Here is a 24,416-nt window from a genome sequence, read left to right as displayed (position 1 = left end):
TTGCTATTCAACCCAAAGCAGGTGGACTGGGACCTCCAGGGTGGTGGGGGGCTGGCCCCGCAAGGCCCAGCGGTACCACTCCAACTCCGGGGTGACCCGGACGCAGATGTCCCCGTCGGTGCCCGAGTAGGTCTCGGTCACGGCGCGTAGATCCCGCAGTTCTCCGTGGTCGGCGACGTGCACGACCCGACGGCCGGTGACGGCATCGACCTCGAACACCGGAGTTGGCCTCCGATGGGTGGGGGCGTCCAGGGAAACCAGATGGACGCCGGGCTCCTGCACCGTTGTCACGCTCGGCCGATCCCCGACCGTCTCCACCCAGACACGCTCGATCGGCACGAGCGGTGCGAACACCTCGACCTGCTCGGATTCGGCGCGATACCACTCCTGTTCCGGGATGATCGGCACGTAGGTACGGCTGTTCTGCACCACCCGCTCGTCAGCCCGTAGATCACCGCGCCAGCCGAGACCGGGTAGTCCGATCAGGACCCGTCGGCCGCGCAAGTCCACCCGCCCGGTCGCGGGCACGATCTCGATCGGACGGGGCGGCAGCGGCGCCCAGTCGGGGTGATCGGCGAAGGGGTCGGGGAGTGGCCCGGTCATGTGTTGTGCGGCCTCACGCCTTGCCGTTCAGCGCCGCACCCCGGTCCCGCATGAACGACGCCGGGTTGACGGCGCCGCGGCTGGAGCGGTCTCCGTCGAGGTGCACCTCAAAATGCAGGTGCGGTCCGGAGGAGTTTCCGCTGCTACCGACCTCTCCGATGACGTCGCCGGCCTTCACTGATTGGCCGGGAACCACCCGGGGCTTGACGATCATGTGGCAGTAACGGGTGATGTATCCGCCAGCATGCAGCACGTCGACGAACCAGCCGCAGCCGCCCTTGCCCGGCCAGCCGTCCACGTCACAACTACGTCGCCCGCTGTTGTCGGGGTCGCACCGGGCGACCAGGACTCGACCGGTGGCGGCGACGCGGATCAGGGTGTGCTTTCGCGCCCCGATGTCCACGCCGTTGTGACTGGGGCGACTCGTCGTACGAAAGCCCGATCCGACGCCACCGGGGATCGGGGCGGTCCATCCGGAGGCGGCGATCTGGCCGCGCGTGGCCGCGTTGCAGATGCTCTTCTTGGCCACCTGCACCGTGCGGGCCGCTCCCCCGGCGAGCGCATCCACGATCTTACTGGCCAGTTCCTCGTGCTTGGCATAAGCGTCCGGGAAGGCACTGATCTGCACCCGCTGAGCGGCCCGGGTCAGCGACATGCGCTCCCAGCCGGGAACCTTCACGAGCTTCTCGTAGAACTTGCGAGACGTGTAGGAGGGATCCTGCAACTGTGCCGGAGTGCCCCAGCCCTGGCTAGGGCGCTGCTGGAAGAGACCTACCGAGTCGTGGTCGTTGCGGCTGCCGAGGTGGGAAAGGTTGCGCAGGCCGGACTCCTGCATCGCGGTGGCGACCGCGACGACCCAACCGCGGGGCGGGACCTTCATGTCGGAGCCGACCTTGATGATCACGGCGGCGTTGCGGATCTGGGTGTCGCCGTACTGGGCGAAGCGCGGCATCTTTCCTGAGATGTTGACCTGCTTCTTCTGCCCGCAACCAGACTGGGTCTCGGGCCGAACCTCGCTCCCACCGCCGCTCAATTCGGTGAGGAAGAACGCCGCCGTCCCGCCCGTGCAACAAAGCAGGGCGAGGATCGCGGTCAATGCGGCGGCCAGGGCACCGAGGCGCAGTTGGCGGCGACGAGGGGCACTGCCGTCCATGTGATCGCTCATGCGGGCTCCCAGTCCACTGCGTCGACCAACCACGCCCCGTCGGGGGCCACGAGTTCGAGCCGCAGCCGCCCCGAGTCCAGCGGCACCAGCACCTCCACGAAGCGCTCCGTCCTCGGCCGGATACTCGGTTCTCCGGTCTTCCGCCGCGCTGGGACTCCCGTCGGATCAGCTCCGGAGAGCTTTTCCGTCAGTTCCGCGGTGGAGAGAGGGCGCAGGCTGGCATGCCACTCCTCCGGGCTTCCCTCGCGGCCGCCGAGCCAGGCCGCAGTGAACCGATCCGCGATCTGTTCCGGGGCCGGCGCGCCAGGCCGGAGCACCGGGGAGGGGGGTGTGGTGCTTCCGAGCACGCCGTCGTCACCGGCGGTCGGGTCGACCGTGGTGATCGGCTCACTCGGTCGTTTGCTCAGGCCGATGTCCGAGCCCTGCCCGGAGATGAGACTGGCCGTTCCGAGTACGCCGGCCACGACGACGCAGATGCCCAACGCGATGCCCAGCCGGGACCGTAGGGCCCGGGTGAACAGGAACTCGAGCGCCCGTCGCATCACCGTCACCGCGCCTCGGTGCGGATTCGCGGTGCGGCGGGCCGAGACGGCGTGGCGGCCGGCTTGGCCGAACCGGGGCGGTAGATGACGAAGGACGGATTTTCCTCGGGCACGTCCGGCTCGGTCCAGGTCGACGGCTGACGTCGCGTCGGGCGGGCCTCGGCGGGACGCGTGGCTCCGCCCTGCTCCGGCGCGGGGACCTCGTCCGGACGCTCTTGCCCGTCTGGCCGCCGCCGCTCATTCGCGGTGGTGCTGACGGTGGCAACCTTCGAGTGACTCGGATCCTCGTGTCGGGCCTCCGGCCGGACGTTGCGCTGCTCGGACCCTGCGCCGCGCCGCCGGCCCAGGGCCGGCTCGGCGGTGCCGCCCGGCTCGGCCACGTCCAGCCGTGCGGCGGTACGCATGTCACGGAAAAACCGACGATGCCACGAGCCGGCCGAGCTGACCGCCTCGCTGCTGTCCTTGCCGCCAAGTTGCGTGATCCGCCGGTACGGGCGCAGCAGCAGCCATCCGACCACGCCGCAGAGCCAGACCAGCACCACTTGGAGCCACCCGGGCAGGGTGGCCGTGCTCATGATCATGTCTACGGCGAAGAGGTAGATGGCGGCCCCGGTGCCGAAGATGGCGATGTTGAACACGGCAGCGACGACGGCGTTTGCCAACCGGCGCAGGCCGGCGCTCGCCGGCCGCATCAGGCCCACCGTGCCGAGGATGGGAGCCGCGATGACCGCCCACCGGAAGATGAGGAAGCCCAGCAGGACCAACAACGAGGCGGTGAGGTCGAACATGGCGAAAAGTAGTGCGGCGAGGACCGCGATGAACCCGGAACCGATCCGATCCATGTCGCGAATGCCCTGGAGGTACTCGTACGCCTCCGGGTCCTCTTTTTTGATCTGTTCGGCAACCTTCATCCACTGTTGCTTTTTGGCCTCAATTGCGGCGTTTCTGGTGGCGGGATTGGCGCGGACGGACTGAGTCTCCCCCCAGGTAAGTGATCGTGCGTCGTAGAGTGCCGGCCCGTATCTCTTGGCTGTCTCGCTGTCGGCAGATCCGAGTACGCCGCGAAGCCAGTTGCGATACAGCATGCTCTCAGTGGCGGTATCGCTAGCGCGCATGGCCGGCGATCTAAGGTCCTTGCATCGTTCAGGTGCACCGATGCAACGCCCCGGTGCAGTATCCCTAACTTGAGGGCCAACAGCATCATGTACGACACCGAGAGTGGTGATCAGTGTGCCGTCCGCAAGGTTGGCCGACTTTACTGGCCAGGCCGCCAATGCGGTAATCGTAACCATTACCAAGAGGGCCCAGCCGGCTGTCGTCATCGCGTTGCTCATATCCGACTGACGCGATCTCCAGAGCAAATACATTCCGACTACACAAAGCGTGATAATTCCAAATACGCTGAACACTTTTTGGTAGACAGCCTTGGTGGCCTTTTCCACCAGTGGGTCTGCCCATCCCCACATGGAACGAGGATCCCACGCCCTCTCTCGAAGGGCGTTCGATGCGCCCAGAATTGCAGTAGCTATCATTAGCTCGCCATTGGCGACCGTAGTGGTGAACTTATAATCTGGGTGAAGAACGGTAGAAACGCACCCGCCCGGGACATCGTAAGTAGTGTAGTTGTAGCCGCCGTATCCATAGAGGCTGTACTGGCCGGTAACGCCGTTCGACGATTCCTTGGAGGGAGCACTGGCGAACCAGCCCGCCAGGCCGGAATCGGGAGCACTTGGCGTCGGAGCTTCCAAGCATTGCGCGCGATCCGATGTAACATCGCTCAGTTTCTTGACGCAGGCGCGGAAGTCGGCCTGCCATTCCGGGGTGGTGCAGAGGTCGGCGCGCGCCTGGGCTGCGAGCGGTGTGGCGGCCTGCGCTGGTGCCCCGCCCAGCACCGGCCAGGTGATGGTGGCCCCGGCGAGTACGCCGAGCGCGAGCAGGAACGCCGCTATTCGAGCCCGCACCCTCGCCATGTCACGCCTCCAGGTCCGGAATGTTGGTCGGCAGCAGGTCGGTCGCCGCCGCGGCTGCGGCGGGGGTGGTGTCCAGGTGGTCCAGCAGCCCGTCGACGTACGACACGTCGACCCGCACCTTCTGCACCCGCCCGTCGACGTCACGCATGACGAATTCGCGGAAGCCGAGCCGGGCGGCCGAGGTGGCTTCCGCGGTCGACAGCGAGGCCAGGGTGGCCTCGTAGCCGTCGTTGACCGGCACGCGGAGCAGCCGTAGCGCCTCGGTGGCGATCTCGGTGTCCTCGGCGATCCGGCCGACGAAGACGGTGGAGACCAGGTTCTGCACGTCGAGGCCGAGGATGTCCCGTGGGTTCTGGGAGGCGACGAGGGCGGCGAGGTTCCATTTTCGGGAGTCGCGGGCGAGCCGGACCAGGAAGGACCGGCCGGAGCGCCAGCCCTCCATGAAGTGCGCCTCGTCGAGGCCTACCAGCTTTCGTGAGGACATGGAGCCGCCGTAGCAGCGCCGGACCGCCAGCCGGTGGGCGGTGTGCAGCATGGGCAGCGCGAGGGACTCCTCTGCCGACCAGTACTCCCGCTCGATCTTGAGGTCGGGCAGCCGTAGCCCGGCCATGGTGATCACGGTCAGCGCCGCGTCGGCGCCGAGCAGCCCTTCCGGCGGGCGGCCGAAGAAGAGCATGGCCAGCGGCATCTCGGCCGTGTCGAGCAGCAGGTTGGCCAGTTCCTTGCCCGCATCGCTGTCGAGTTGCCCGAGGCAGGCGACCACGTCGTCGAGGGTGGACGTCTCCTCGGCGGGCACCTGCCGGACCGCGTGCCGGAACAGGGTGGCGGTGGAGGCCTCCCGGGCGACCTGCGGCGGCACCAGCATCATGCAGATGTCCTGCACGAGCATGCGGCGCTCGGCCCGAGCGTTGGACACCGCGATCTCGAACTCCCGGTCCCCGGTCGCGCCAGCGGTGAACTCGCTGCGCAGCGGGGTGGGGATGAGCGCGTACGGCGCCAGCGTCCCCTGCTCGGAGCCGGTGAGGTTGAGCACCCGTGAGTACGGGCGCAGCTCCGGCATGTTGCACAGTCGGGCCAGCGGGCCCGAGGGGTCGAGCAGGGTCACCTGCACCCCGCGTCGAGCGGCCAGGTAGCCCAGGGCACCGAGCAGGGTCGACTTGCCACCGCCCGGCTCGGCGACGAAGACCGCGAGCCCGGAGCGCTCCCGGACCTCCATCGGGAAGTGCAGGTCGAGGAAGACGGGGCGGCGGCAGGTGCCGGCCGTCCGCCCGATGAGGTCGCCGCGCCGGTCGCCGACGTTGGAGGCGGCCTGGGGCAGGGCGGCGGCGAGCAGGTTGACCGGCATCCGGCGGACGTACCCGGTGTTGGCGATGGGCTCGCCCGGAATGAACTCCCGGGCCAGCCAGTCCTGGTTCTTCGGGTGTTGCAGCGAGACGCGCAGCTCGCGGGCGTAGAGCTGGATGAGCCGGCGGGCCCGCTCCAGGCACTCCTCCCGGGTCCGCCCGCCGACGGCGATCCGGTGCCAGCCGTGCGCCCGGGCGGAGTCGACCGGCAGGCCGGTGGTCATCTCGTCGCCGATTACCAGCGCCCGCTTGGCCAGCCGTTCCAGCTCGGGTGGGGCGTCGATGCCGTGCTCGGCGTAGTCGAGCTGTTGGGAGCGAATCATCCGCAGCCGGTGCTCCAGGTTACGGAAGGAGTCGCCGGAACCGAGGATGTCGACCCGGGTGGAGATCTCCATCGGCCAGGGCAGCCGCTCGTGGAAGTGCAGCCAGGGCTCGTGCCGTTCGGGGATCTCCAGCGGCTCCATCCGGCCGACCGCGAGCACGGTCACGTGCCGTTCCTCGCCGGTCATCCGGTTGACCAGCTTGACGGTCGACCCGTACGGGGTGCGGTACCGCTCCACCTGCTCGGTGAGGGCGAGCAGGTCGCCCCGCTCCCAGCGGCCGTTGGTGATCGGGGAGAGGGTGCCCGGAGGCGCCATGCAGAGCGCCACCGAGCGGTAGAGCAGCCATTCCAGCTCCTGCGCGGTGACCCGTCGTCCGCGCATGCCGAACGCGCCCAGCACCTCGTCGAACTGTTCGACGGTGCGGCCGAGCTTGCGGCGTTCGCCATCGGCGACACCCTTGCCGAAGGTGCGCAGCACCCGCTCGGTGAGGGAGTCGCCGAGCGAGCGCCGGGCGAAGGTCACCCCGAGGTACGTCTGCCCCTCGGCGTGGTTCACCGAGAGCAGGTGCCGCTGGGCGGCCACCAGGTGGTCTCCCCAGCCCGCGGTGCCCGGCACGTCCGGTAGTGGCGAGGCGGTGTGGGCGTCGATGGTGCGGGCCCACTCGTCGGCGGGGAAGGGGCGGGTGGTGCGGCGCAGGTGCAGCCGGAAGCCGGCGAGGCCGGCGTACTGCTCGGAGATGGCGGCGAGCAGCGCCTCCCGCTCGGCGTCGGGCCGGAACGCCCAGCGCACCTCGGGCAGCCAGTACCAGGCGGTGACGGTGTTCGGGGTGAACGTGAGGTGGCCGGCGATCTCGGTGATGGCCAGCTCGACCGACGGGTCCCGGTCACCGAACTTGAACTTGGGCGCGCGGACCGGCTTCGCGGGCTTGGCCGGTTTCGCGGGCTTCCCGCGTTTCGGGGCCTTGGCCGGCCGCTCGGACCGCTGCCGGCGGTCGACTCCGCGCTGGCGGGGCGGCGTGGCCTCCTGGCCGGCCGGTTCCGGCTCGGGCTCACGGTGGGGCAGCCGCTCCAGTTCCCGCTGCGGGTACGGCCCGGCCTGGTGCGGCTCGGGGAGCGGGTGCGGGGAGCGTTCGGGTTCCCGGGGTGCGGGCGGGGCGAAGTCGCGCCAGCCGTACGTCTCGTCGTCGGGGTCGGGGGCCGGGGCGATCGGGGGCAGGGGTGCCGGCGAGGGCTCCGTGGCGGCGGGGAGGGCGGGGAGCCGCTCCACCGGCTGCTGGGGGACCCGGGCCCGGCTCTGGGGTGCGGGTGCCCGCTCGACGGGGGACGGTGCCCGCTCGACGGGGGACGGTGCCCGCTCGGTGCGGGCCGGCGGTCGCCCGGTGGGCGAGGGCGTGCGCTCGCTGCGGGCCGGGGCGCGCTCGGTGGGGGCGGGTCCCCGCTCGATCCGGGCCGGCGGTCGCCCGGTGGGCGAGGGCGTCCGGTCGACGCGGGCCGCCGCGCGCTCGACGGGTGAGGGGGCGCGTTCGGTGCGGGCCGGCGGGATCTCGGTGCGCGTCAGCGGGACCTCGATCCGGGCCTGGGAGGCCTCCACGGCGGCCGGCGGCGCGGCGGGCGGCTGCTGGTGGGGGATCGCGGGGAGGCCCCGGCTGGCCGGCCGGGGTGCGGCGGGCAGCGCGGGTCGGCTCGGGTGCGCGCCGCCGAAGAGGTCGAGGAAGGGGGAGTCGATGTCGGGGTTCTCGGCGACGGTCGGCTCCGCGGCGGCCGGGTGGCCGGGGGCGGGGCGCGGCCCCTGGAAGACCCCGATCCGCCCGTATCCGGAGGTGGTGGCGAGCGCCGGGTCGACGGTGGTCTCTTCCGGCTCCTCCCCGGCCGGGTAGTCGAATGAGCGCGCACGGTTACCGTGCGGGGCGGCGTGCTGTCCTGCCGGGGAACCCGGCGTGGAAGAGCGGCTCATGCCATTGCCTCGCCCGCGTGGTGTGACCGCCCGATCGGCGTACGCCCGGTCATGCCAGTTCCTCCCGGATCCTGATCCGCCTCGCCACGATGCGTGGGTCGCGCTGCTCGACGGCCGACTCCCGGGTGCGTCGCCAGTCGGTCAGCGCGGTACGGATCACCGTGCGCGCGGGCCGGTCCGGGTCGACGTACCGGAAGATGAACGAGGTGCTCACGATGGCGAGGGCGATCTCCCAGGCCGGGAAGAGGTCGACGGTCAGCGTGAACAACCAGTGGATGAACATGTAGAGGGGCACGAGCAGGATGAACAGGCCGTACTGCGCGTATGGCAGGTGGACGGGCAGGGTGTAGCCGGGCGGCCCGAGGTAGACCAGGCGGGCCCGGTAGATGTCGTCGTCGGTGCGCAGCCTCATCTGCCCTGGGCCTATTCGAAGATCAGGTCGATCAGGTAGTCACCGACGAAGAAGAGTGTGGCTGCTCCGGCGATGAAGGCCAGCCCGACGATGGCGATGGCCGAGCTGGTGAGGACCTTCGAGATCTCGCCGCGGCTGGCTCGGCCGATGAAGATGACGCCGAGCACGGCCAACAGGATCGGTGCGATCTTGCTGGCGAAGAAGGTGACGATGTTGTTGGTGTCGATGCCCTTGGGCGCCGGCTCGGCGAGTGGAGTCGACGCCAGGGTGTGGAGCGCGTGAGCGACGGCGGACGTCGCCGTCTCCATGAGCTCGATGGCGATCACTGGAACCTCCCATGACGCGGCCGGCGAAGCCGCGGTGGTGCAGTAGGCAAGCCTGGCGGGGTGGTGCGTGTCGGGCGCGGTGTCGGCAATGACCCTGCGTCCGTTGCCCACCACGGAAAGTGGTGAGCTTTGGGGGATATTTCCCGCTTCGGCCCTCCCTCCAGGCTTCGCCGTCTCGCTGCTGGGCAATTCCAAAGGGTACGGGCCGCCCCCCTTTGCGACAAGCCGCGAAGAGTCGACCCGGAACGGCCCGAACGACCGATCGTACACCTGTTCCAATTGCCTTGTCAGGGCCGTTTCCGGGCGCGGTGGGCCGGGACTCCGGGGTGGCCCGGGACGACCGGTACCGTGCAGTCGTGACCGATCTGGTGCGGGCGCAGGCCCCGGTGGTGATGGGCGTCCTCAACGTCACGCCCGACTCCTTCTCCGACGGCGGCCGATACGCCGATCTCGACGCCGCCGTCGCACACGGGGTGCGACTGGTCTCGGACGGCGCGCACCTGATCGACGTCGGGGGCGAGTCGACCCGACCCGGTGCCGACCGGGTGGACCCGGACACGGAGGCGGCCCGGGTGCTGCCGGTGATCCGCGCCCTCGCCGCCGGCGGCGTCGCGGTCAGCATCGACACCAGCCGCGCGCGGGTCGCGGAGGCCGCCCTCGCGGCGGGGGCCGCCGTGGTCAACGACGTCTCCGGCGGCCTGGCCGACCCGGACATGGCCCGCGTGGTCCGCGACGCCGGCTGCCCCTGGGTGCTGATGCACTGGCGGGGGCACTCCCGGGGGATGCGCGAGCTGGCCCGCTACACCGACGTGGTGGCCGACGTCCGCGCCGAGCTGGCCCAGCGGGTCGACGCCGCCCTGGCCGCCGGGGTGGCCGCCGACCGGATCGTCGTCGACCCGGGCCTCGGCTTCGCCAAGACCGCCGAGCACAACTGGCAGCTCACCGCCCGGCTGCCCGAGTTGCTGGCGCTCGGCCTCCCGCTGCTCTTCGGGGCCAGCCGCAAGTCGTACCTGGGGCAGCTGCTGGCCGATCCAGACGGCGTGCCCCGGCCGACCGCCGACCGGGAGGCGGCCACCGCCGCCACCAGCCTGCTGGCGGTGGCGGCGGGCGCCTGGGGGGTACGCGTGCACGACGTGCTCGGCACCACCGACGCGTTGGCCGTCTGGCGGGCCAGCGGCCGTCCCCGCCTGGTCACCGACGCGACGCGGGCGCACCGGGCCCCGTCGAGGGAGCCGAACCCGTCGACGGAGCCGAACCAGTCGAAGGGGGAGCGGTGACGGACCGGATCACGCTGACCGGCCTGCGGGCGCACGGCCGGCACGGCGTCTACGACTTCGAGCGCGAGCGGGGGCAGGAGTTCGTCGTCGACGCCGTGCTGGAGCTCGACCTCGCGCCGGCCGCCCGCTCCGACGAGGTGACCGACACGGTGCACTACGGGGAGCTGGCCGACCGGCTGGTGGCGGTGCTCACCGGGGAGCCGGTCAACCTGATCGAGACGCTCGCCGACCGGCTCCTCGCGATCTGCCTGGCCGACCCCCGGGTGCTGCGGGCGACGGTGACGGTGCACAAGCCCGAGGCCCCCGTCCCGCACGCCTTCACCGACGTCGCGGTGACGATGAGCCGGCCCCGGACCGCCCCGCCGACCGACGTCGGGCCGAGGCCGGCCACCACCGAGGACGCGGCGTGACGCGCGCCCTGCTCTCCCTGGGCAGCAACCTCGGCGACCGGCTGGCCCACCTGCGTTCGGCAGTGGACTGTCTCGGCGAGGCGGTGCTGCTCGTCTCCGGCGTCTACGAGACCCCGCCCTGGGGCGACGCGGAGCAGCCGGCGTACCTCAACGCGGTGCTGCTGGCCGAGGACCCGGCGGCGGGCCCGCGCGACTGGCTGGAGCGGGCCCGGGTCGCCGAGCGCCGGGCCGGCCGGGAGCGCGACCCGCAGCGCCGCTTCGGCCCGCGCACCCTCGACGTCGACGTGATCGCGGTCTGGGACGACGCCGGCGAGCCGGTGCTGCGCGACGACCCCGAGCTGACCCTGCCGCACCCCCGGGCCCACCTGCGGGCGTTCGTGCTGCGCCCGTGGATCGACATCGCGCCGTACGGACGGCTGCCCGGCCACGGCTGGCTGACCGACCTGCTCAACGCCGAACCGGTCGCCGGCGACGCCCTGGAACTGCGTCCCCGACCGGATCTGGCGTTAGAGTCGTCGGCATGAGCCAGTGGAGCCGGCCGGCATGACCCAGTCCCCGCCACCACCCGGGACGGACCCCGACCGGTCCAGGATGGGCCCAACCCGGATCTCGACCCTGATCGTCGCCGGCCTGGCCGCCGCCGCCGTGGCCTGGCTGCTGATCAGCAGCCTCTATGGCGGCTTCCCCCAACTGCCCTGGCTGCCGGTGGCGACGCTGGCCGCGCTGGCGCTGCTGGAGTCGTACGCGGCGGTCGACACCCGCAACCGGATCGCGCGCAAGCCGGGCCGGGAACCGGTCGACCCGCTGATGGTGGCCCGGTTCGTGGTGCTGGCCAAGGCCTCCGCGCTGGCCGGCGCGATCTTCGCGGGCTGGTGCGCCGGGCTGACCGCCTGGCTGCTCGTCGAGCCCACCCGGGCCGCCAACGAGGACCGGCCGGCGGCCGTCGCCGGCCTGCTCGCCTCGCTGGCCCTGGTGGGGGCGGCGCTCTGGCTGGAGCGGTCCTGCCGGGTGCCGGAGCAACCCGAGGACGACCGGGACACCGACGAGTGGGAAGGCCACCCGGGCCGGCGCTGAGCGCGGGGGTTACGCCCGGCCCCACGCGCGGGTACCGTGCCTGGCGACCGGAGAGCAACGGCCGCCCCGGTCCGCCCGGGTCGGACCCTGCGGCCGTGACCTGGGGAGGGCACTCGTCATGGGGTACGACGATCCGGGCCGTGGCGCAGCGGTGGAACCCTCACCTGGGCTGGAGCACGCCTTCGACGATCCGGCGCACGGCGAGCCGGGGCGGGACCGCCTCGCCGTCCACGTCGCCTGGGAGTTGGTGCTCGCCGCCGGTCTGGCCGTGCTGACCGTGCTGCTGTGGCGGGACGCCCCGGCCGCGCTGCGCGACGACGGGTTGCAGGCCCTGCTGGTCGACGTGGTGACGGTGGGGCTGCTCGTCCTCGCCGCCGGTCTGAGCCTGCGTACGGCGGCGGTGAACCTGGCGGTCGGGCCGGTCGCGGTCGCCAGCGCGCTGCACGTCGCCGAGCAGGGCGACCGGGGGATCCAGTTCGCGGTGAGCCACGCGGCGGCGGTCGCCGCGATCGGCGGGCTGGTCGTGGGGCTGGTGGTCGCCGTGCTGCACGTGCCGGGCTGGGCGGCTAGCCTGGCCGGCGCGGCCGCCGTGGTGGTCTACATCGAACGGCGGGCAGGACCGGTCCTCGTCCAGGGCGGGTACGACCCCCGCAACAACGCGATCCAGCTCTTCGCCGGCTTCGCCGCCGTCGCGGTGCTCGGCGGGCTGTTCGGGGTGACCCGGCCGATCCGCCGGTTGGCCGGCCGGTTCCGGCCGGTGGCCGACCCGGCCCGCCGCCGGGGCGGGGTGGCCGGCGTGGTCGTCGTGGCCTCGTTCGTCCTCTCCACCGTCTGCGCCATGCTGGCCGGCGTCCTGATCGCCAGCAACGGCGCGGGGACGGTCGTGCCGACCCAGGGGCTGGGCTGGACGGTGCTCGCCGTCGGCGCCGCGCTGCTCGCCGGCACCAGCGCGTACGGCCGGCGGGGTGGGATCTTCGGGACCCTCTTCGCGGCGAGCCTGGTCGCGGTCCTGTTCGCCTGGTCGGAGGCGCGGGGCTGGCGGATCAGCCGGTGGGCGGTGGGCGGCGCCGCGCTCGGCGTCGGCCTGCTGGTCACCCGGCTCGTCGAGGCGTACGGCGGACCCCGGTCGGCGGGCCCGGAGCCGGAGCGGCTTCCGAGCGGCGACGGCACGATCAGCACCGGCTGGTCGGTGCCCCGGCCGGCGCCGGTCGAGAACTGGCCGCCCGCCATGCCGACCCGTTCCGAGGACCTCCCCACCGACCCCTGGGACGCGTCCCGCTGGGAGGCCCGGCCCCGACCCCAACGCTGGGACGGCGGCGAGCGCTGACCGCCGGACCGGCCCGCCGGGCAAGAACCGGCCACGGACCGGCCCGCCGGGCAAGAACCGGCCACGGCCCGGCCCGCCGGGCGGCGCGCCGGGCGGGCCGGCGTCCGCCGGGCCGCCGGTGATCGCGCCGGTTAGGCTCGGCGGCATGACCGAGACACCTTCCACCGGTACCGGCGGACTCACGTTCGAGCAGTTGGACGCGCTCTCCACGGAGGAGTTGCGGGAGCGGGCGTTCGCGCTGGCCCGGGAGCGCCGCGACGTCGGTTTCTACTGGTCGGTGCTGCGCCACCTGCCCAACGCCGACGAGGCCGCCGTGCTCGACGGCGCGCCGAACTCGGTGGGCCCGACCATCGACGAGGCGTCCGCGCTCTGGCGGGAGCTCACTGGGCACGGCTACGAGGAGTCGGCGCCGCTGCTGCGCGCCAAGTTCATCGACTACCTGACCAAGCACTGACCGGGGCCCCGCCGTGGTGACCCGCAGGTTTGCCGGCCGGGGCACGCCGGGAACTGGTCGTGGCATGGCTCTCACCAACCGCTCCGGCACGGTCAGCGGGTACAGCACCGCCGCCGGCACCGGCACCCTCGCGGTGCTGGTGCTCGTGGGGGTCTGCGGCAGCCCGCTCTACGTCGAGTGGGCGGAGCGGAGCACCGACCCGAACGGGGCCGGCGGCTGGTTCCTGCGGCTGCTGGCCTGGCCGGCCTGGCGGTTCGGTTCCGGCAATTCCGAGGGGGTGCTGGCCACCGACGTGCGGGCCATCCTGCTGGTGATCTTCGCGGCGGCCCTGCTCTACGTGCTCCCCGCCGCCCAGGTGGCCCGGGTGCAGGGCTCGGTCAGCCAGTTCTTCTCCGGCTGGGGGGCGTACGTGCTGGCCGCCGGCCTGGCCGCCATCGTCGGCACGCTGCTGGGGCCGGACCCGTCGCTGCTGGCGGTGTTCCAGTCCGCCGGCACCGGCGCCAGTTACGGCTTCCTCTCCGGCTGGATCATCGGCACCGCCAGCCTCGGCGGCCGGGCCTGACCCGGCGCGGTCAGCGCGCCGCGCCCAGCGCGCGTTCCCGGGTGAGCACCCCGGCCGGTCGCCCGTCGGCGGTGACCAGCGCCCGGTCCGCCCCGGCGGTGAGCATCACGGCCAGCGCGTCGTACGCCGAGGAGCCGAGCGCCACCTCGGGCAGCCCGGCGGCGTCGGTCGGGGCCGGGTCCAGCGACTCCCGGGTGACCGGGGTGACCGCGAGCGCCCGGATGCCCCGGTCCGCGCCGACGAACTCCCGGACGAAGGGGGAGACGGGCGTGCCGAGCAGGGTCGCCGGGGGGTCGTACTGCTCCAGCCGGCCGCCCTCGGAGAGCACCGCGATCCGGTCGCCGAGCCGGACCGCCTCGTCCAGGTCGTGGGTGACCAGCACGATGGTCTTGCGCACCTCGGCCTGGAGGCGGAGGAACTCCTCCTGCAACCGGGCCCGCACGATCGGGTCGACGGCCGAGAACGGCTCGTCCATCAGCAGCACCACCGGGTCGGCGGCCAGCGCCCGCGCCACCCCGACCCGCTGCCGCTGGCCGCCGGAGAGCTCGTGCGGGTAGCGGCGGCCGAACTGCGCCGGGTCCAGCCCGACCAGTTCCAGCAGCTCCTCGCTGCGGCGGCGGACGCGGCCACGGGCCCAGCCGAGCAACCGGGGGACGGTGCCGACGTTGGCGAGGACGCTCTGGTGCGGGAAGAGGCCGACGTTCTGGATCACGTACCCGATGCGGCGGCGCAGCTGCACCGGGTCGACCCGGGTGACGTCCTCGTCGCCGAGCAGGATCCGGCCGCCGGTCGGCTCGATCAGCCGGTTGACCATCCGCAGCACCGTCGACTTGCCGCAGCCGGAGGGGCCGATCAGCACCACCAGCTCGCCGGCGCGCACCTCGAGGCTCAGCTCGCGGACCGCCTCGGTGCCGTCCGGGTAACGCTTGCGGATGCCGTCGAGGGTGATCGACGCGGCGCTGGGGCCGGCGTCGCCGGTGGGTGCCGGGGTAACGTCCACGCATGTCCTTCCGCCTGAGTCACCGGGCCGAGCCGGGTAACCCGTGGTTCTCCTGGCAGTACGTGCGGGACAACTCTGACACGATCCTCACCGCGCTGGGGGACCACGTCTCGCTGACCGCGCGGGCGGTGCTGATCGCGGCGCTGGTGGCCCTGCCGCTGGCGTTGCTGGCCCACCGGTTCCGCCCGCTCGCCGGGCCGATTCTCGCATTCACCGGTGTGCTCTACACGGTCCCGTCCCTGGCGCTGTTCGCCTTCCTCGCGCCGTACCTGGGGATCGGGGCGGTGACCGTGCTCAGCGTGGTGGTGCTGTACGCGCTGCTGGTCATCGTCCGCAACGCCGTCGCCGGGCTCAGCCAGGTGCCGCCCGAGGTCCGCGAGGCCGCCGAGGGCATGGGGTACGGCCGGTGGGGTCGACTGCTGCGCATCGAGCTGCCGCTGGCCCTGCCCGGCATCCTCACCGGCCTGCGGCTGGCCACCGTCTCCACGGTGGCGCTGGTCACCGTGGGGGTGGTGGTCGGGCGGGGCGGCCTGGGGCAGCTCATCTTCGCCGGCTTCCAGAACAACTTCTACAAGGCCGAGATCATGACCGGCACGCTGCTCTGCGTCCTGCTGGCCCTGGTGCTGGACCTGGTCCTCGCCGGGATCGGCCGGGCGGTCACCCCGTGGCTGCGCGGGGCCCGATGAGCGGCCGCCGCGCCCGCCCGGCGCGCGACGACGGGCCGGGCCGGGCAGGCGCCCGCGCGGCGGGGCCGGCGGACGACCAGGGGAGGGGAGCGCGGTGAGCAATCCGGTCGGTCAGGCGGTGCTCTGGCTCAACGACCCGCTGAACTGGACCAACCCCGGCGGGGTCCTGGACCGGCTCGGCGAGCATCTGAGCATCTCGGCGGCGGCCGTGCTGCTGGGCTGCCTGGTGGCCTGGCCGGTCGGGCTCTGGCTCGGGCACACCGGCCGGGGTGGCGGGCTGGTCGTGCTCGTCTCCAACGTCACCCTCGCCGTGCCGACGCTGGCCCTGCTGACCATCCTGCCGCTGACCTTCCTGGGCTTCGGCCGACCGTCGGTGGTGGTCGCGCTGGCCGTCTTCGCGGTGCCGCCGCTGCTGGCGAACGCGTACACCGGGGTGCGGCAGGTGGACGCGGAGGCCCGGGACGCGGCGCGCGGCATGGGGCTCTCCGGCGGGCAGGTGCTGCGCCGGGTGGAGTTGCCGCTGGCGGTGCCGTACCTGGCGGCCGGCTTCCGGACCGCAGCGGTGCAGGTGGTGGCGACGGCCGCGCTGGCGTCGTTCGTCAACGGCGGCGGCCTCGGGCAGATCATCCGGGCGGGATTCGGCCTGGACATCGCCGCCGGGGGCGGGCAGATCATCGCCGGCGGGCTGCTGGTGGCCGGCCTGGCGATGCTGGTCGAGCTGGTGTTGGCGCTGGTCGAACGGGTGGCCACCCCGCGCGCGCTGCGTCCGGGGCGGCGGCGGGCCGACCGCCGGGCCGCAGCCGCCGTCGCCGGCGGCTGACCGCTCACCACACCCGTCGTACGCCTGTGTGACGATCCGGTGACGAATTGGTTCCCGGGTTGGCGGCGTCGGACGGCAGGATGTTGGGTGGGGAGTCGCGGACGGCGACAACCGGGTTCGTCCGTCGGAGACGCGGCCGGCCCGGACGGGTCGCGCCGGGACACGGAAGGCGGGCTTGATGCGCGCACGTACACGCCTGGCGATCGGCGCGATCGGCGTCCTCACCGCGGCCGGGTTCCTCACCGGCTGCGGCGACGCCGGGTCCTCGGGGACCGAGGCGCCCGAGCAGGGCGCGTCGGGGGCCGGCTGCGCCCCGGTCGCCGGTGAGCAGCTGGTCGTCCTGACCGACGACAAGAAGCTGCAGAACAGCGACAACATCCTCCCGGCGATCAACGCCAAGGTGGCCAAGCCGGAGCTGATCGCGGCGCTGGACAAGGTCTCCACGGCGTTGGACACCCCGAAGCTGATCGGCCTGAACAAGGCGGTCGACGTCGACCGCAAGACCTCGAAGGTCGCCGCCGAGGAGTTCGCCGCGGCGAACAACCTCACCCAGGGCCTGGCGAAGGGGCCGGGCGGCCCGATCGTGGTCGGCGCCGGCAACTTCAGCGAGAGTCAGACCCTCGCCGAGCTGTACCGGATCACGCTCACCGCCGCCGGTTACCAGGTCAAGGTGCAGCAGATCGGCAACCGGGAGCTCTACGAGCCGGCCCTGGAGAAGGGCGAGATCCAGGTCGTCCCGGAGTACGCGGCGACGCTGGCCGAGTTCCTCAACACCAAGGCCAACGGCAAGGACGCGGCACCCGTCTCCTCGCCCGACCTGGACAAGACCGTGGCGGCCCTGAAGACCAGCGGTGAGAAGGCCGGCCTCGCCTTCGGCGCCGCGTCCGCCGCCCAGGACCAGAACGCGTTCGCCGTCACCAAGGCCTTCGCCGACAAGTACGGGGTCACCACCCTCTCCGACCTGGCCGCCAAGTGCTCGGGCAGCGCGACCGTGCTGGCCGGCCCGCCGGAGTGCCCGCAGCGTCCGCTCTGCCAGGCGGGCCTGGTCAAGGTCTACGACTTCAAGGCCGGGTCCTTCAGCTCGCTGGACGCGGCCGGCCCGCAGACCAAGAACGCGCTGAAGACGGGGAGCGCCAGCGTCGGTCTGGTCCTCTCCTCCGACGGGGCGCTGGCCGCCAGTTGACCGCCACCGGGTCGCCGGCGGCCACTGCGCCACCGGCGGCCCGGGAGCGCGTCCCGTTTCCAGGGGCTGGAACTCTCGGTAGGCTGCACACCCATGCCCGTTCCGGTTGTCGTCACCGACAGGCGTGGCCCGCGCCTACTGTCCGTTCTCTTCTGGACCGGCGTGGCGTTTGCCCCGGTCGCGGCGCTGATCCTGCTCGTTGCCGACGGTAACGGGCCGCTGCGCGTCGCCGCCGTGCTGGCCATCGTGGCGGTGGTGCTGATCGGTCTCTCCATCGCGCTGCGCGCCGGTGCCGACGGCGGCGGTGCCGACCCGGCCGAGACCGAGCGGCTGCGCGACGAGATCGAGGAGCTGCGCCGGGACCTGCGCGACGAGATCGTCGCCGCCGCGCGCCGCGGCAACCAGGCGCTCGACGCGTCGCAGCGCATCCAGGACCAGTCGCAGCGGATCCAGGACCAGGTCTCGGCGCTGCGCCGCCGGCTCGACGCCGCCGCGGCCGGCATCGCCGCCGACCCCGAGCCGCCCGCCGTGGAGCCGGCGGCCACGGCGCGGGCCGCTGTGCAGCCGCCCGCCGCGCAGCGGGTCGGCGCGGGGCGGGCCCAGGTCCCGGTCACCGAGGCGTACGACGACGCCGGCCACCGTTGGGACACCGACGAGGCCGGCCTGCCCCGGGACACCGTCGACGACGTGTCGCCCGGCCGGGCGCGGGTGCGGGCGGTGGTCCCCGAGGACGAAGAGCAGCCCGCCCGCCGTTCCCGGGCGGCCGCCCGCGCAGGCGCCGACGCCTCGGTCGACGCTTATCCGGTCGACGCTTATCCGGTCGACGGCTATCCGGTCGACGGCTATCCGGTCGACGGCTATCCGGCGACCCTCGCGCCGGCCGAGTCGGGGAGCCGGTCGTCCCGGCCGTTCCCGCCCGATCCTCTCGCGCGCCCGGTCGGCACGGTCCGGCACACCGAGACCGTGCACGTCACCACCCGGCACACCGTCGTCGACGGGCCCGATCCGGTGGCGGACCCGTACGGGGGGCCCGCCGGCCGCTGGTCGGCCGCCCCGGAGGCACCACCGTGGGCCACCCCGCGCGCCGAGGCTCCGCCCGCCGAGGCCCCGTGGCCCGCTCCGCGTGCCGAGGCCCCGTGGACCGGCCGGCACGCCGGTCGGGCCGGGCAGCACGACGACGCCCGGTGGCCCGAGCCACCCGACGCCGCCGAGCGGCCGGGCCGGGGCTACGACCCGATTCGGCCGGGCCGGCGCGACGGGCACTCCTGGACCGACGACCCCCGGCGGGCCGACCCGGCCGGCGACTCCCGCCGGGGCGAACCCGGCGACTCCCGCTGGGGCGAGCCGGCCGACGACCCCCGCTGGGGAGGCCCTGCCGAGGATCCCCGCCGGGTTGCCGACGATCGCGGCCCGGCTGACCGGGCCGACGCGGGTCGCCGAATGCGGCGGGAGGGCGGTCCCGGTGCCGGTCCCGCAGGCGACGACGAGCCACGGCCGGTCGACCCGCGTTCGTGGTACGCGCCCGCCGAGGCGGGCTGGCCGGCCGGGGCCGGACCGGTCCGGGCGTACCCGCCAGAGCCGCCGCCGGCCGGGACCGGCCAGTGGTCGGAGCTGCGGGCCTGCGACCGCTGGGCGGAGGTGCACGACGACGAACGGGGGCGGGAGGTCCGCATCGGCGAGCGTCGGGCGGCGGCGCATGCCGACGACGCCGGCGGCGGGTACCGCGTCGAGGGGCGCTGGGCGGCGCTGCGGGACGCCCCGGCGGGTGGTGCCTGGACGGAGCCGGGCCCGCCGCCGGGCGAGGCGGCGGTCCCGTCCCAGTGGCGACCGCAGGCCCGCCGCGACGCCCGGCCTGCCGGGTCGTGGCAGGCGTCGGTGCCCGAGCCGGAGCGGCCCAGCCGGCACCAGCGCCCCGACGAGGACCGGCACGTCCACGACGACGCGCCCAGCTCCGGCGGCACGTGGGACCGCTGGCGCTGAGCCCGGAAGCTTCGCCGCACTGCGCCGCCGCAGCCGCCGCACCGCCGCCGCAGCAGCGCCGGGTGCCGCAGCACCGCCGAGCGCCGAGGTGGCGGCCAGCGGCGGCGGTTACTTGTCGATGTCGCCCACGACGAAGAACATCGAGCCGAGAATGGCGATCAGGTCCGGGACCAGACAGCCGGGCAGCAGCGTGGCCAGCGCCTGCACGTTCGCGTACGACGCGGTGCGCAGCTTGAGCCGCCACGGGGTCTTCTCGCCCTTCGACACCAGGTAGTAGCCGTTGATGCCGAGCGGGTTCTCGGTCCACGCGTAGGTGTGCCCCTCGGGGGCCTTCACCACCTTCGGCAGCCGGGTGTTCACCGGCCCGGTGAGCCGGTCCACCCGGTCCAGGCACTGCTCGGCGAGGTCGAGCGAGGCGTACACCTGGTCGAGCAGCACCTCGAACCGGGCGTGGCAGTCCCCGGCGGTCTTGGTCACCACCGGCACGTCGAGCTGGTCGTAGGCGAGGTACGGCTCGTCGCGGCGCAGGTCCAGGTCGAGCCCGGAGGCGCGGGCGACCGGCCCGGACGCCCCGAACGCGGCGGCGTCGGCGGCGCTCAGCACCCCGACGCCCACCGTGCGGGCCAGGAAGATGTCGTTGCGTCGGATCAGGCGGTCCAGGTCCGGCATCCGGCGGCGCACCTCGCCGATCGCGGCGCGGGCCCGACCGGTCCAGCCCGCCGGGACCTCCTCCTTCAGCCCGCCGACCCGGTTGAACATGTAGTGGATCCGGCCGCCGGAGACCTCCTCCATCACCGCCTGGATGGTCTCCCGCTCCCGGAACGCGTAGAACATCGGGGTGATCGCGCCGATCTCCAACGGGTACGAGCCGAGGAACATCAGGTGGTTGAGCACCCGGTTCAGCTCGGCCAGGGCCATCCGCAGCCAGGTGGCCCGCTCGGGCACCTCGAGGCCCATCAGCCGCTCGACGGCGAGCACCACGCCCAGCTCGTTGGAGAACGCCGACAGCCAGTCGTGCCGGTTGGCCAGCACGATGATCTGCCGGTAGTCGCGTACCTCGAAGAGCTTCTCCGCGCCCCGGTGCATGTAGCCGACGATCGGTTCGGCGGCGATCACCCGTTCGCCGTCGAGGATCAGCTTCAGCCGCAGCACGCCGTGCGTGGAGGGGTGCTGCGGGCCGATGTTGAGCACCATGTCGGTGCCGAGCTGTTCCCCGCCGGCCCCGGTGCCGACGGTCAGCGCGCGCAGATCACCGGTCGGGTTGGTCATGCCCGTCATCGTGCCATGAGCGGATCGAGGTCGACGCCGACCGGCTGGAGCAGCCACCGGTGTCCGCCGAGCCCGGCCGGGTCGGTCAGCTCGGCCACCGCCGACGCGGCGGCGAGCGCCCGCAGGTAGCCGGCCGGGTCGGTGGCGGCCAGGCTCAGCGGGGGGCGCCCGCCGTCGGCCCCGAGCGCCCGCAGCGCCTCCCGCTGACCCAGCGACGTGTACGCCGTCCCGGCCACCGCCGCACCGGCCGCGCCGGCCGAGTCGACGGCGAGGTGCGCGGTCACGTCGCAGGACCCGTCGGGTACGGGTGGCACCTGCCGTCCGCGCCGGTACCCGGTCAGCGTCCCGCCGACGGGCCGGTCGTCGGCGAGGTGTCCGTAGTCGACGGCCAGCGCCAGCCCCCGGTCGATCCGGCGCACCGCGTCGGCCCAGGCCCCGTCCCTGCTCCGGCCGATCTCCGCCCGCAGCGCGCCCGGCGCGACCGGGCCGAGAGAGTCGGTCGGGGCGGCAGGGGTGCCCAGGCCGGCGTCGGGCCCGTCGGGCGTCGGCCACCAGGTGGCGAGCCAGTCGGCGTCCGCCCCGGTCACCGGGTCGCCGACGGTCTCCGCCCCGGTCGCCGGATCGACCAGCAGGTACCGCCACCCGTCCCGGTCGGGCACGGCCACGTCGAGGGGCACGTTGTCCAGCCACTCGGTGCCCAGCAGCAGCCCGGTCACCCCCGGCGGCACCGCGTCCACCCAGGCGATCTCCGCCGGCAGGTCGACGGGGCGGGGGGCGAGTTCCACGGCGGTGAGCCGCAGCCGGCGGGCGAGCGGCGGGGCCTGCGGGGAGCCCCCGTGACGCGGGGAGCCCTCGTGATCACCCTCGGGCCCGGCGAGCGCCGCGAGGGCGCGCAGCAGCTCCCCGCGCCCGGCCCCGACGTCGACCACGTCGAAGCGGGCGGGGAAGCCGAGGGCGCGGTTGAGTCGGCAGACCAGCCGATACAGCGCCGAGGCGAACGCGGGGGCGGCGTGCACGCTGGTCCGGAAGTGGTCGGCCGGTCCCGACCCGGACACGAAGAAGCCCTCGGGCCCGTACAGCGCCCGTTGCATCGCCTCCCGCCACCGCACCGGCACGTCAGTCACCGTGCCGACCCTACGGTGGGCGCGGCCGGGGCGAACCGGGGTCCCCGCCGCCCTGCTCCGGCGCGTCGCGTCGCCGGTCGACCGGTGGTGAAGGTTTTCACACCTTCTTGTTGCGGCTGCGTGAACACGGCGCATACTTGCCCTCGACCGGTACCCCCGTTGACGAGGACTGGATCATTGCCATGAGCGCTCCGCCGCGCCCGCGTTCGGCCGCCCCTCGCGGGCCCGCCGCGCCGTCGGGCGACGCCCCCGCCGCCACCCCGCCGACTCTGCCCCGCGCGCTTGCCGTCGGCGTCGTCGGCGCCGGTCGGGTCGGCGCCGTGCTGGGGGCCGCGTTCGCCGCGGCCGGGCACCGGGTGGTCGCCGTCAGCGGCACCTCCGGGGCCAGCGCCGCCCGGATCGCGCTGCTGCTTCCCGACGCTCGCACCGGCTCCGCCGCCGACGTGGCCCGGGCCGGCACCGACCTGCTGCTGATCGCCGTGCCCGACGACGCGCTCGCCGGGGTGGTGGCGGGCCTGGCCGAGACGGGTGCGCTGCGCCCCGGCCAGCTGGTCGCGCACACCTCCGGCGCGCACGGGCTGGGCGTGCTCGCCCCGGCCGCCGCCGTCGGGGCCCACCCGCTGGCCCTGCACCCGGCGATGACCTTCACCGGCACCCCGGACGACCTGGCCCGGCTCGCCGGCATCTCGTACGGGGTGACCGCGCCCGCGCCGCTGCGCCCGGTCGCCGCCCGGCTGGTCGCCGACCTCGGCGGGGTGCCCGAGTGGGTCGGCGAGGCCGACCGCGTGCTGTACCACGCGGCGCTGGCACACGGCGCGAACCACCTGGTCACCCTCGTCAACGAGGCGGCCGACCGGCTGCGCGACACCGGGGTGGCCGACCCGGGGAAGGTGCTCGCCCCGCTGCTGCGGGCGGCGTTGGAGAACGCCCTGTGCCTGGGCGACGACGCGTTGACCGGGCCGGTGTCGCGGGGCGACGCCGGGACCGTACGCCGGCACCTGGAACGGTTGGCCGCGACCGCGCCCGAGTCGGTGGCCCCGTACCTGGCGTTGGCCCGCCGGACGGCGGACCGGGCCGTCGCGGCGGGCCGGCTGCGACCGGCGGACGCCGAGCCGCTGCTCGACGTGCTCAGTGGGACCTATCGGGAGGTGGCAGCGTGAGAAGTGGGCAGATCCGGGGGGCCGCGCGGTCGCGAACCGGGGTGGCGCGGTGACGGCGCTGGTGCGGACCCGGGAGGAGCTGGGCAAGGCGCGCGCCGCCCTGACCGGCACGGTCGGGGTGGTGATGACCATGGGGGCGCTGCACGCCGGGCACGAGACGCTGCTGCGGGCCGCCCGGGAACGGTCCGAGCACCTGCTGGTCACGATCTTCGTCAATCCGCTCCAGTTCGGCCCGAACGAGGACTTCGACCGGTACCCGCGCACGCTGGAGGCGGACCTGGAGATCTGCCGGCGGGCCGGGGCGGACGTGGTGTTCGCGCCGGACCGGGCCGAGATGTACCCGGACGGCGAGCCCCGGGTCCGGGTGTCCCCGGGGCAGGGTGGCGAGGACCTGGAGGGGCTGAGCCGGCCGGGCTTCTTCGACGGGGTGCTCACCGTCGTACTCAAGCTGTTCCAGCTCACCCGCCCCGACCTGGCGTTCTTCGGCGAGAAGGACTACCAGCAGCTCACCCTGGTCCGGCGGATGGCCCGGGACTTCGACGTGCCCGTGGAGGTGGTCGGCGTGCCGACCGTCCGGGAGCCGGACGGGCTGGCGCTCTCTTCCCGCAACCGCTACCTCTCCGCCGAGGAGCGCGTGGCGGCGCTGAGCCTCTCCGCCGCGCTGCGGGCCGGCGCGGAGGCCGCCGACGGGGGGCTCGACGCCGGGGCGGTGCTGGCGCAGGCCCACCGCGTCTTCGGTGCCGCCGCGTCGGGCGTCCGGCTCGACTACCTGGCACTGACCGACCCGGACCTGGAGCCCGGCCCGGTCGCCGGGCCCGCCCGGCTGTTGGTGGCGGCCTGGGTCGGCGGCACCCGACTCATCGACAACACGGCGATCCGTCTCGCCCCGCGTTCCTGACCGGTTCTTCCGCCCCGCGAAAGGCACCCCGATGTTCCGCACCATGCTCAAGTCGAAGATCCACCGGGCCACGGTGACCCAGGCCGACCTGCACTACGTGGGCTCGGTGACGGTGGACCAGGACCTCCTCGACGCGGCCGACCTGCTCCCGGGCGAGCAGGTGGCGATCGTGGACGTGACCAACGGTGCCCGGCTGGAGACGTACGTGATCCCCGGCGAGCGGGGCAGCGGCGTGATCGGCATCAACGGCGCCGCCGCCCACCTGGTGCACCCCGGCGACCTGGTCATCCTGATCTCGTACGGGCAGTTCGCCGACGCCGAGGCGCGGGCGTACCGGCCCCGGGTGGTGCACGTCGACGCCCGCAACCGGGTGATCGAGCTCGGCGGCGACCCGGCGGCGGTGGCCCCGGGCACGGCCGGTGACCCGGTCCCCAGCCCGCTGGCCGTCGTCGGCTGACCCGGCCCGCCGCCGTCGGCGGCCGACGCCCGGCGGGAGGGGGCCGGAAGATCGGGTGGTCCGTGCCCTGTCACCGACGGTCGTCTGTGGATAGTCTG

At 73.7% G+C, this 24,416-nt stretch carries 24 protein-coding genes; 14 read left to right on the top strand and 10 right to left on the bottom strand.

Going from position 1 to position 24,416, the window contains the following annotated elements; genetic code table 11:
• Positions 1-3 precede the first annotated feature (3 nt).
• Genes ACLQ2V_RS03530 through ACLQ2V_RS03500 form a run of 7 tightly spaced genes read right to left on the bottom strand, consistent with a single transcriptional unit; the run spans position 4 to position 8,637 of the window.
• Positions 4-603, bottom strand: a complete 600-nt coding sequence (locus tag ACLQ2V_RS03530) for a hypothetical protein (protein WP_425716851.1) — start codon at positions 601-603, stop codon at positions 4-6.
• Positions 604-616: 13 nt separating this feature from the next.
• The gene (locus tag ACLQ2V_RS03525; RefSeq protein ID WP_425717004.1) at positions 617-1,756 is read right to left on the bottom strand and encodes a peptidoglycan DD-metalloendopeptidase family protein; all 1,140 of its coding nucleotides are present in this window, start codon (positions 1,754-1,756) and stop codon (positions 617-619) included.
• Between the two features lie 8 nt (positions 1,757-1,764).
• Positions 1,765-2,319, bottom strand: coding sequence for a hypothetical protein (locus ACLQ2V_RS03520; protein ID WP_425716850.1), 555 nt, complete (start codon positions 2,317-2,319; stop codon positions 1,765-1,767).
• On the bottom strand, positions 2,316-4,280 hold the full coding sequence (locus tag ACLQ2V_RS03515; protein ID WP_425716849.1) for an MFS transporter: 1,965 nt from the start codon (positions 4,278-4,280) through the stop codon (positions 2,316-2,318). The genes ACLQ2V_RS03520 and ACLQ2V_RS03515 overlap by 4 nt, the downstream gene beginning before the upstream one ends.
• A 1-nt stretch (position 4,281) precedes the next feature.
• Positions 4,282-7,899, bottom strand: a complete 3,618-nt coding sequence (locus ACLQ2V_RS03510) for an ATP-binding protein (protein ID WP_425716848.1) — start codon at positions 7,897-7,899, stop codon at positions 4,282-4,284.
• 49 nt (positions 7,900-7,948) lie between these two features.
• A complete protein-coding gene (locus ACLQ2V_RS03505; protein ID WP_425716847.1) occupies positions 7,949-8,311 on the bottom strand; it encodes a hypothetical protein in 363 nt (120 codons plus the stop codon).
• Between the two features lie 11 nt (positions 8,312-8,322).
• Positions 8,323-8,637: a hypothetical protein gene (locus ACLQ2V_RS03500; RefSeq protein ID WP_425717003.1), complete on the bottom strand. Its 315-nt coding sequence runs from the start codon at positions 8,635-8,637 to the stop codon at positions 8,323-8,325.
• A 356-nt stretch (positions 8,638-8,993) separates the two neighbouring features.
• Here ACLQ2V_RS03500 and folP point away from each other — a divergent pair, with 356 nt between their 5' ends.
• From folP to ACLQ2V_RS03465, 7 genes are all read left to right on the top strand, one after another.
• Entirely contained in the window at positions 8,994-9,914 is a 921-nt protein-coding gene (gene folP, locus ACLQ2V_RS03495; RefSeq protein ID WP_425716846.1) for a dihydropteroate synthase, read from the top strand.
• Positions 9,911-10,324, top strand: a complete 414-nt coding sequence (gene folB, locus ACLQ2V_RS03490; RefSeq protein WP_425716845.1) for a dihydroneopterin aldolase — start codon at positions 9,911-9,913, stop codon at positions 10,322-10,324. Before folP ends, folB begins: the two co-directional genes overlap by 4 nt.
• Entirely contained in the window at positions 10,321-10,848 is a 528-nt protein-coding gene (folK, locus tag ACLQ2V_RS03485; RefSeq protein WP_425716844.1) for a 2-amino-4-hydroxy-6-hydroxymethyldihydropteridine diphosphokinase, read from the top strand. The genes folB and folK overlap by 4 nt, the downstream gene beginning before the upstream one ends.
• Before the next feature lie 67 nt (positions 10,849-10,915).
• Positions 10,916-11,398 carry a DUF3180 domain-containing protein gene (locus tag ACLQ2V_RS03480; protein ID WP_425717002.1) on the top strand — a complete coding sequence of 161 codons (483 nt, stop codon included), beginning with the start codon at positions 10,916-10,918 and terminating at the stop codon, positions 11,396-11,398.
• A 118-nt stretch (positions 11,399-11,516) separates the two neighbouring features.
• On the top strand, positions 11,517-12,725 hold the full coding sequence (locus ACLQ2V_RS03475) for an ABC transporter permease (protein WP_425716843.1): 1,209 nt from the start codon (positions 11,517-11,519) through the stop codon (positions 12,723-12,725).
• Between the two features lie 145 nt (positions 12,726-12,870).
• Positions 12,871-13,179, top strand: a complete 309-nt coding sequence (locus tag ACLQ2V_RS03470) for a hypothetical protein (protein WP_425716842.1) — start codon at positions 12,871-12,873, stop codon at positions 13,177-13,179.
• A 64-nt stretch (positions 13,180-13,243) separates the two neighbouring features.
• Positions 13,244-13,741, top strand: coding sequence for a hypothetical protein (locus ACLQ2V_RS03465; protein ID WP_425716841.1), 498 nt, complete (start codon positions 13,244-13,246; stop codon positions 13,739-13,741).
• A 10-nt stretch (positions 13,742-13,751) separates the two neighbouring features.
• Here the strand turns inward: ACLQ2V_RS03465 and ACLQ2V_RS03460 are convergent, their stop codons facing one another.
• Positions 13,752-14,741: an ABC transporter ATP-binding protein gene (locus ACLQ2V_RS03460; protein WP_425716840.1), complete on the bottom strand. Its 990-nt coding sequence runs from the start codon at positions 14,739-14,741 to the stop codon at positions 13,752-13,754.
• Positions 14,742-14,743: 2 nt separating this feature from the next.
• Between ACLQ2V_RS03460 and ACLQ2V_RS03455 the strand changes: the two genes are divergently transcribed.
• The 4 genes from ACLQ2V_RS03455 to ACLQ2V_RS03440 all read left to right on the top strand — a co-directional run bounded on the left by ACLQ2V_RS03455 (position 14,744) and on the right by ACLQ2V_RS03440 (position 19,410).
• Positions 14,744-15,427 (top strand): ABC transporter permease, encoded by a 684-nt coding sequence (locus tag ACLQ2V_RS03455; protein ID WP_425716839.1) that lies wholly within the window; start codon positions 14,744-14,746, stop codon positions 15,425-15,427.
• A 94-nt stretch (positions 15,428-15,521) separates the two neighbouring features.
• Positions 15,522-16,247, top strand: coding sequence for an ABC transporter permease (locus ACLQ2V_RS03450; protein ID WP_425716838.1), 726 nt, complete (start codon positions 15,522-15,524; stop codon positions 16,245-16,247).
• A 178-nt stretch (positions 16,248-16,425) separates the two neighbouring features.
• Positions 16,426-17,430: a glycine betaine ABC transporter substrate-binding protein gene (locus tag ACLQ2V_RS03445; protein ID WP_425716837.1), complete on the top strand. Its 1,005-nt coding sequence runs from the start codon at positions 16,426-16,428 to the stop codon at positions 17,428-17,430.
• Between the two features lie 93 nt (positions 17,431-17,523).
• Positions 17,524-19,410: a hypothetical protein gene (locus tag ACLQ2V_RS03440; protein ID WP_425716836.1), complete on the top strand. Its 1,887-nt coding sequence runs from the start codon at positions 17,524-17,526 to the stop codon at positions 19,408-19,410.
• 108 nt (positions 19,411-19,518) lie between these two features.
• On the opposite strand, the gene ACLQ2V_RS03435 is transcribed toward ACLQ2V_RS03440, so the two are convergent.
• A complete protein-coding gene (locus tag ACLQ2V_RS03435; RefSeq protein WP_425716835.1) occupies positions 19,519-20,688 on the bottom strand; it encodes an NADH-quinone oxidoreductase subunit D in 1,170 nt (389 codons plus the stop codon).
• Positions 20,685-21,794 (bottom strand): SAM-dependent methyltransferase, encoded by a 1,110-nt coding sequence (locus ACLQ2V_RS03430; protein ID WP_425717001.1) that lies wholly within the window; start codon positions 21,792-21,794, stop codon positions 20,685-20,687. The genes ACLQ2V_RS03435 and ACLQ2V_RS03430 overlap by 4 nt, the downstream gene beginning before the upstream one ends.
• A gap of 191 nt (positions 21,795-21,985) precedes the next feature.
• Between ACLQ2V_RS03430 and ACLQ2V_RS03425 the strand changes: the two genes are divergently transcribed.
• The 3 genes from ACLQ2V_RS03425 to panD are packed head-to-tail and all read left to right on the top strand — an operon-like array spanning position 21,986 to position 24,318.
• Positions 21,986-22,963, top strand: a complete 978-nt coding sequence (locus tag ACLQ2V_RS03425) for a Rossmann-like and DUF2520 domain-containing protein (protein ID WP_425716834.1) — start codon at positions 21,986-21,988, stop codon at positions 22,961-22,963.
• Between the two features lie 49 nt (positions 22,964-23,012).
• A complete protein-coding gene (gene panC, locus ACLQ2V_RS03420) occupies positions 23,013-23,861 on the top strand; it encodes a pantoate--beta-alanine ligase (protein WP_425716833.1) in 849 nt (282 codons plus the stop codon).
• A 31-nt stretch (positions 23,862-23,892) separates the two neighbouring features.
• The gene (gene panD / locus ACLQ2V_RS03415; protein ID WP_425716832.1) at positions 23,893-24,318 is read left to right on the top strand and encodes an aspartate 1-decarboxylase; all 426 of its coding nucleotides are present in this window, start codon (positions 23,893-23,895) and stop codon (positions 24,316-24,318) included.
• The last annotated feature ends 98 nt before the right edge of the window (positions 24,319-24,416 follow it).

Origin of the sequence: Micromonospora sp. DT233, from assembly GCF_049841815.1 — a bacterium.
Lineage (GTDB): Bacteria > Actinomycetota > Actinomycetes > Mycobacteriales > Micromonosporaceae > Micromonospora.
This window is presented reverse-complemented; position numbering and strand designations above follow the sequence as displayed.

What these genes read in the sequence shown, in the direction of transcription:
- ACLQ2V_RS03525 (WP_425717004.1), bottom strand. Translation starts at nt 1,756, where the DNA reads ATGGACGGCAGTGCCCCTCGTCGCCGCCAACTGCGCCTCGGTGCCCTG.
- ACLQ2V_RS03475 (WP_425716843.1), top strand. Translation starts at nt 11,517, where the DNA reads ATGGGGTACGACGATCCGGGCCGTGGCGCAGCGGTGGAACCCTCACCT.
- ACLQ2V_RS03445 (WP_425716837.1), top strand. Translation starts at nt 16,426, where the DNA reads ATGCGCGCACGTACACGCCTGGCGATCGGCGCGATCGGCGTCCTCACC.
- ACLQ2V_RS03440 (WP_425716836.1), top strand. Translation starts at nt 17,524, where the DNA reads ATGCCCGTTCCGGTTGTCGTCACCGACAGGCGTGGCCCGCGCCTACTG.
- panD (WP_425716832.1), top strand. Translation starts at nt 23,893, where the DNA reads ATGTTCCGCACCATGCTCAAGTCGAAGATCCACCGGGCCACGGTGACC.
- ACLQ2V_RS03455 (WP_425716839.1), top strand. Translation starts at nt 14,744, where the DNA reads ATGTCCTTCCGCCTGAGTCACCGGGCCGAGCCGGGTAACCCGTGGTTC.
- ACLQ2V_RS03510 (WP_425716848.1), bottom strand. Translation starts at nt 7,899, where the DNA reads ATGAGCCGCTCTTCCACGCCGGGTTCCCCGGCAGGACAGCACGCCGCC.
- ACLQ2V_RS03425 (WP_425716834.1), top strand. Translation starts at nt 21,986, where the DNA reads ATGAGCGCTCCGCCGCGCCCGCGTTCGGCCGCCCCTCGCGGGCCCGCC.
- ACLQ2V_RS03480 (WP_425717002.1), top strand. Translation starts at nt 10,916, where the DNA reads ATGGGCCCAACCCGGATCTCGACCCTGATCGTCGCCGGCCTGGCCGCC.
- ACLQ2V_RS03505 (WP_425716847.1), bottom strand. Translation starts at nt 8,311, where the DNA reads ATGAGGCTGCGCACCGACGACGACATCTACCGGGCCCGCCTGGTCTAC.
- ACLQ2V_RS03435 (WP_425716835.1), bottom strand. Translation starts at nt 20,688, where the DNA reads ATGACGGGCATGACCAACCCGACCGGTGATCTGCGCGCGCTGACCGTC.
- ACLQ2V_RS03515 (WP_425716849.1), bottom strand. Translation starts at nt 4,280, where the DNA reads ATGGCGAGGGTGCGGGCTCGAATAGCGGCGTTCCTGCTCGCGCTCGGC.
- ACLQ2V_RS03470 (WP_425716842.1), top strand. Translation starts at nt 12,871, where the DNA reads ATGACCGAGACACCTTCCACCGGTACCGGCGGACTCACGTTCGAGCAG.
- ACLQ2V_RS03530 (WP_425716851.1), bottom strand. Translation starts at nt 603, where the DNA reads ATGACCGGGCCACTCCCCGACCCCTTCGCCGATCACCCCGACTGGGCG.
- ACLQ2V_RS03465 (WP_425716841.1), top strand. Translation starts at nt 13,244, where the DNA reads ATGGCTCTCACCAACCGCTCCGGCACGGTCAGCGGGTACAGCACCGCC.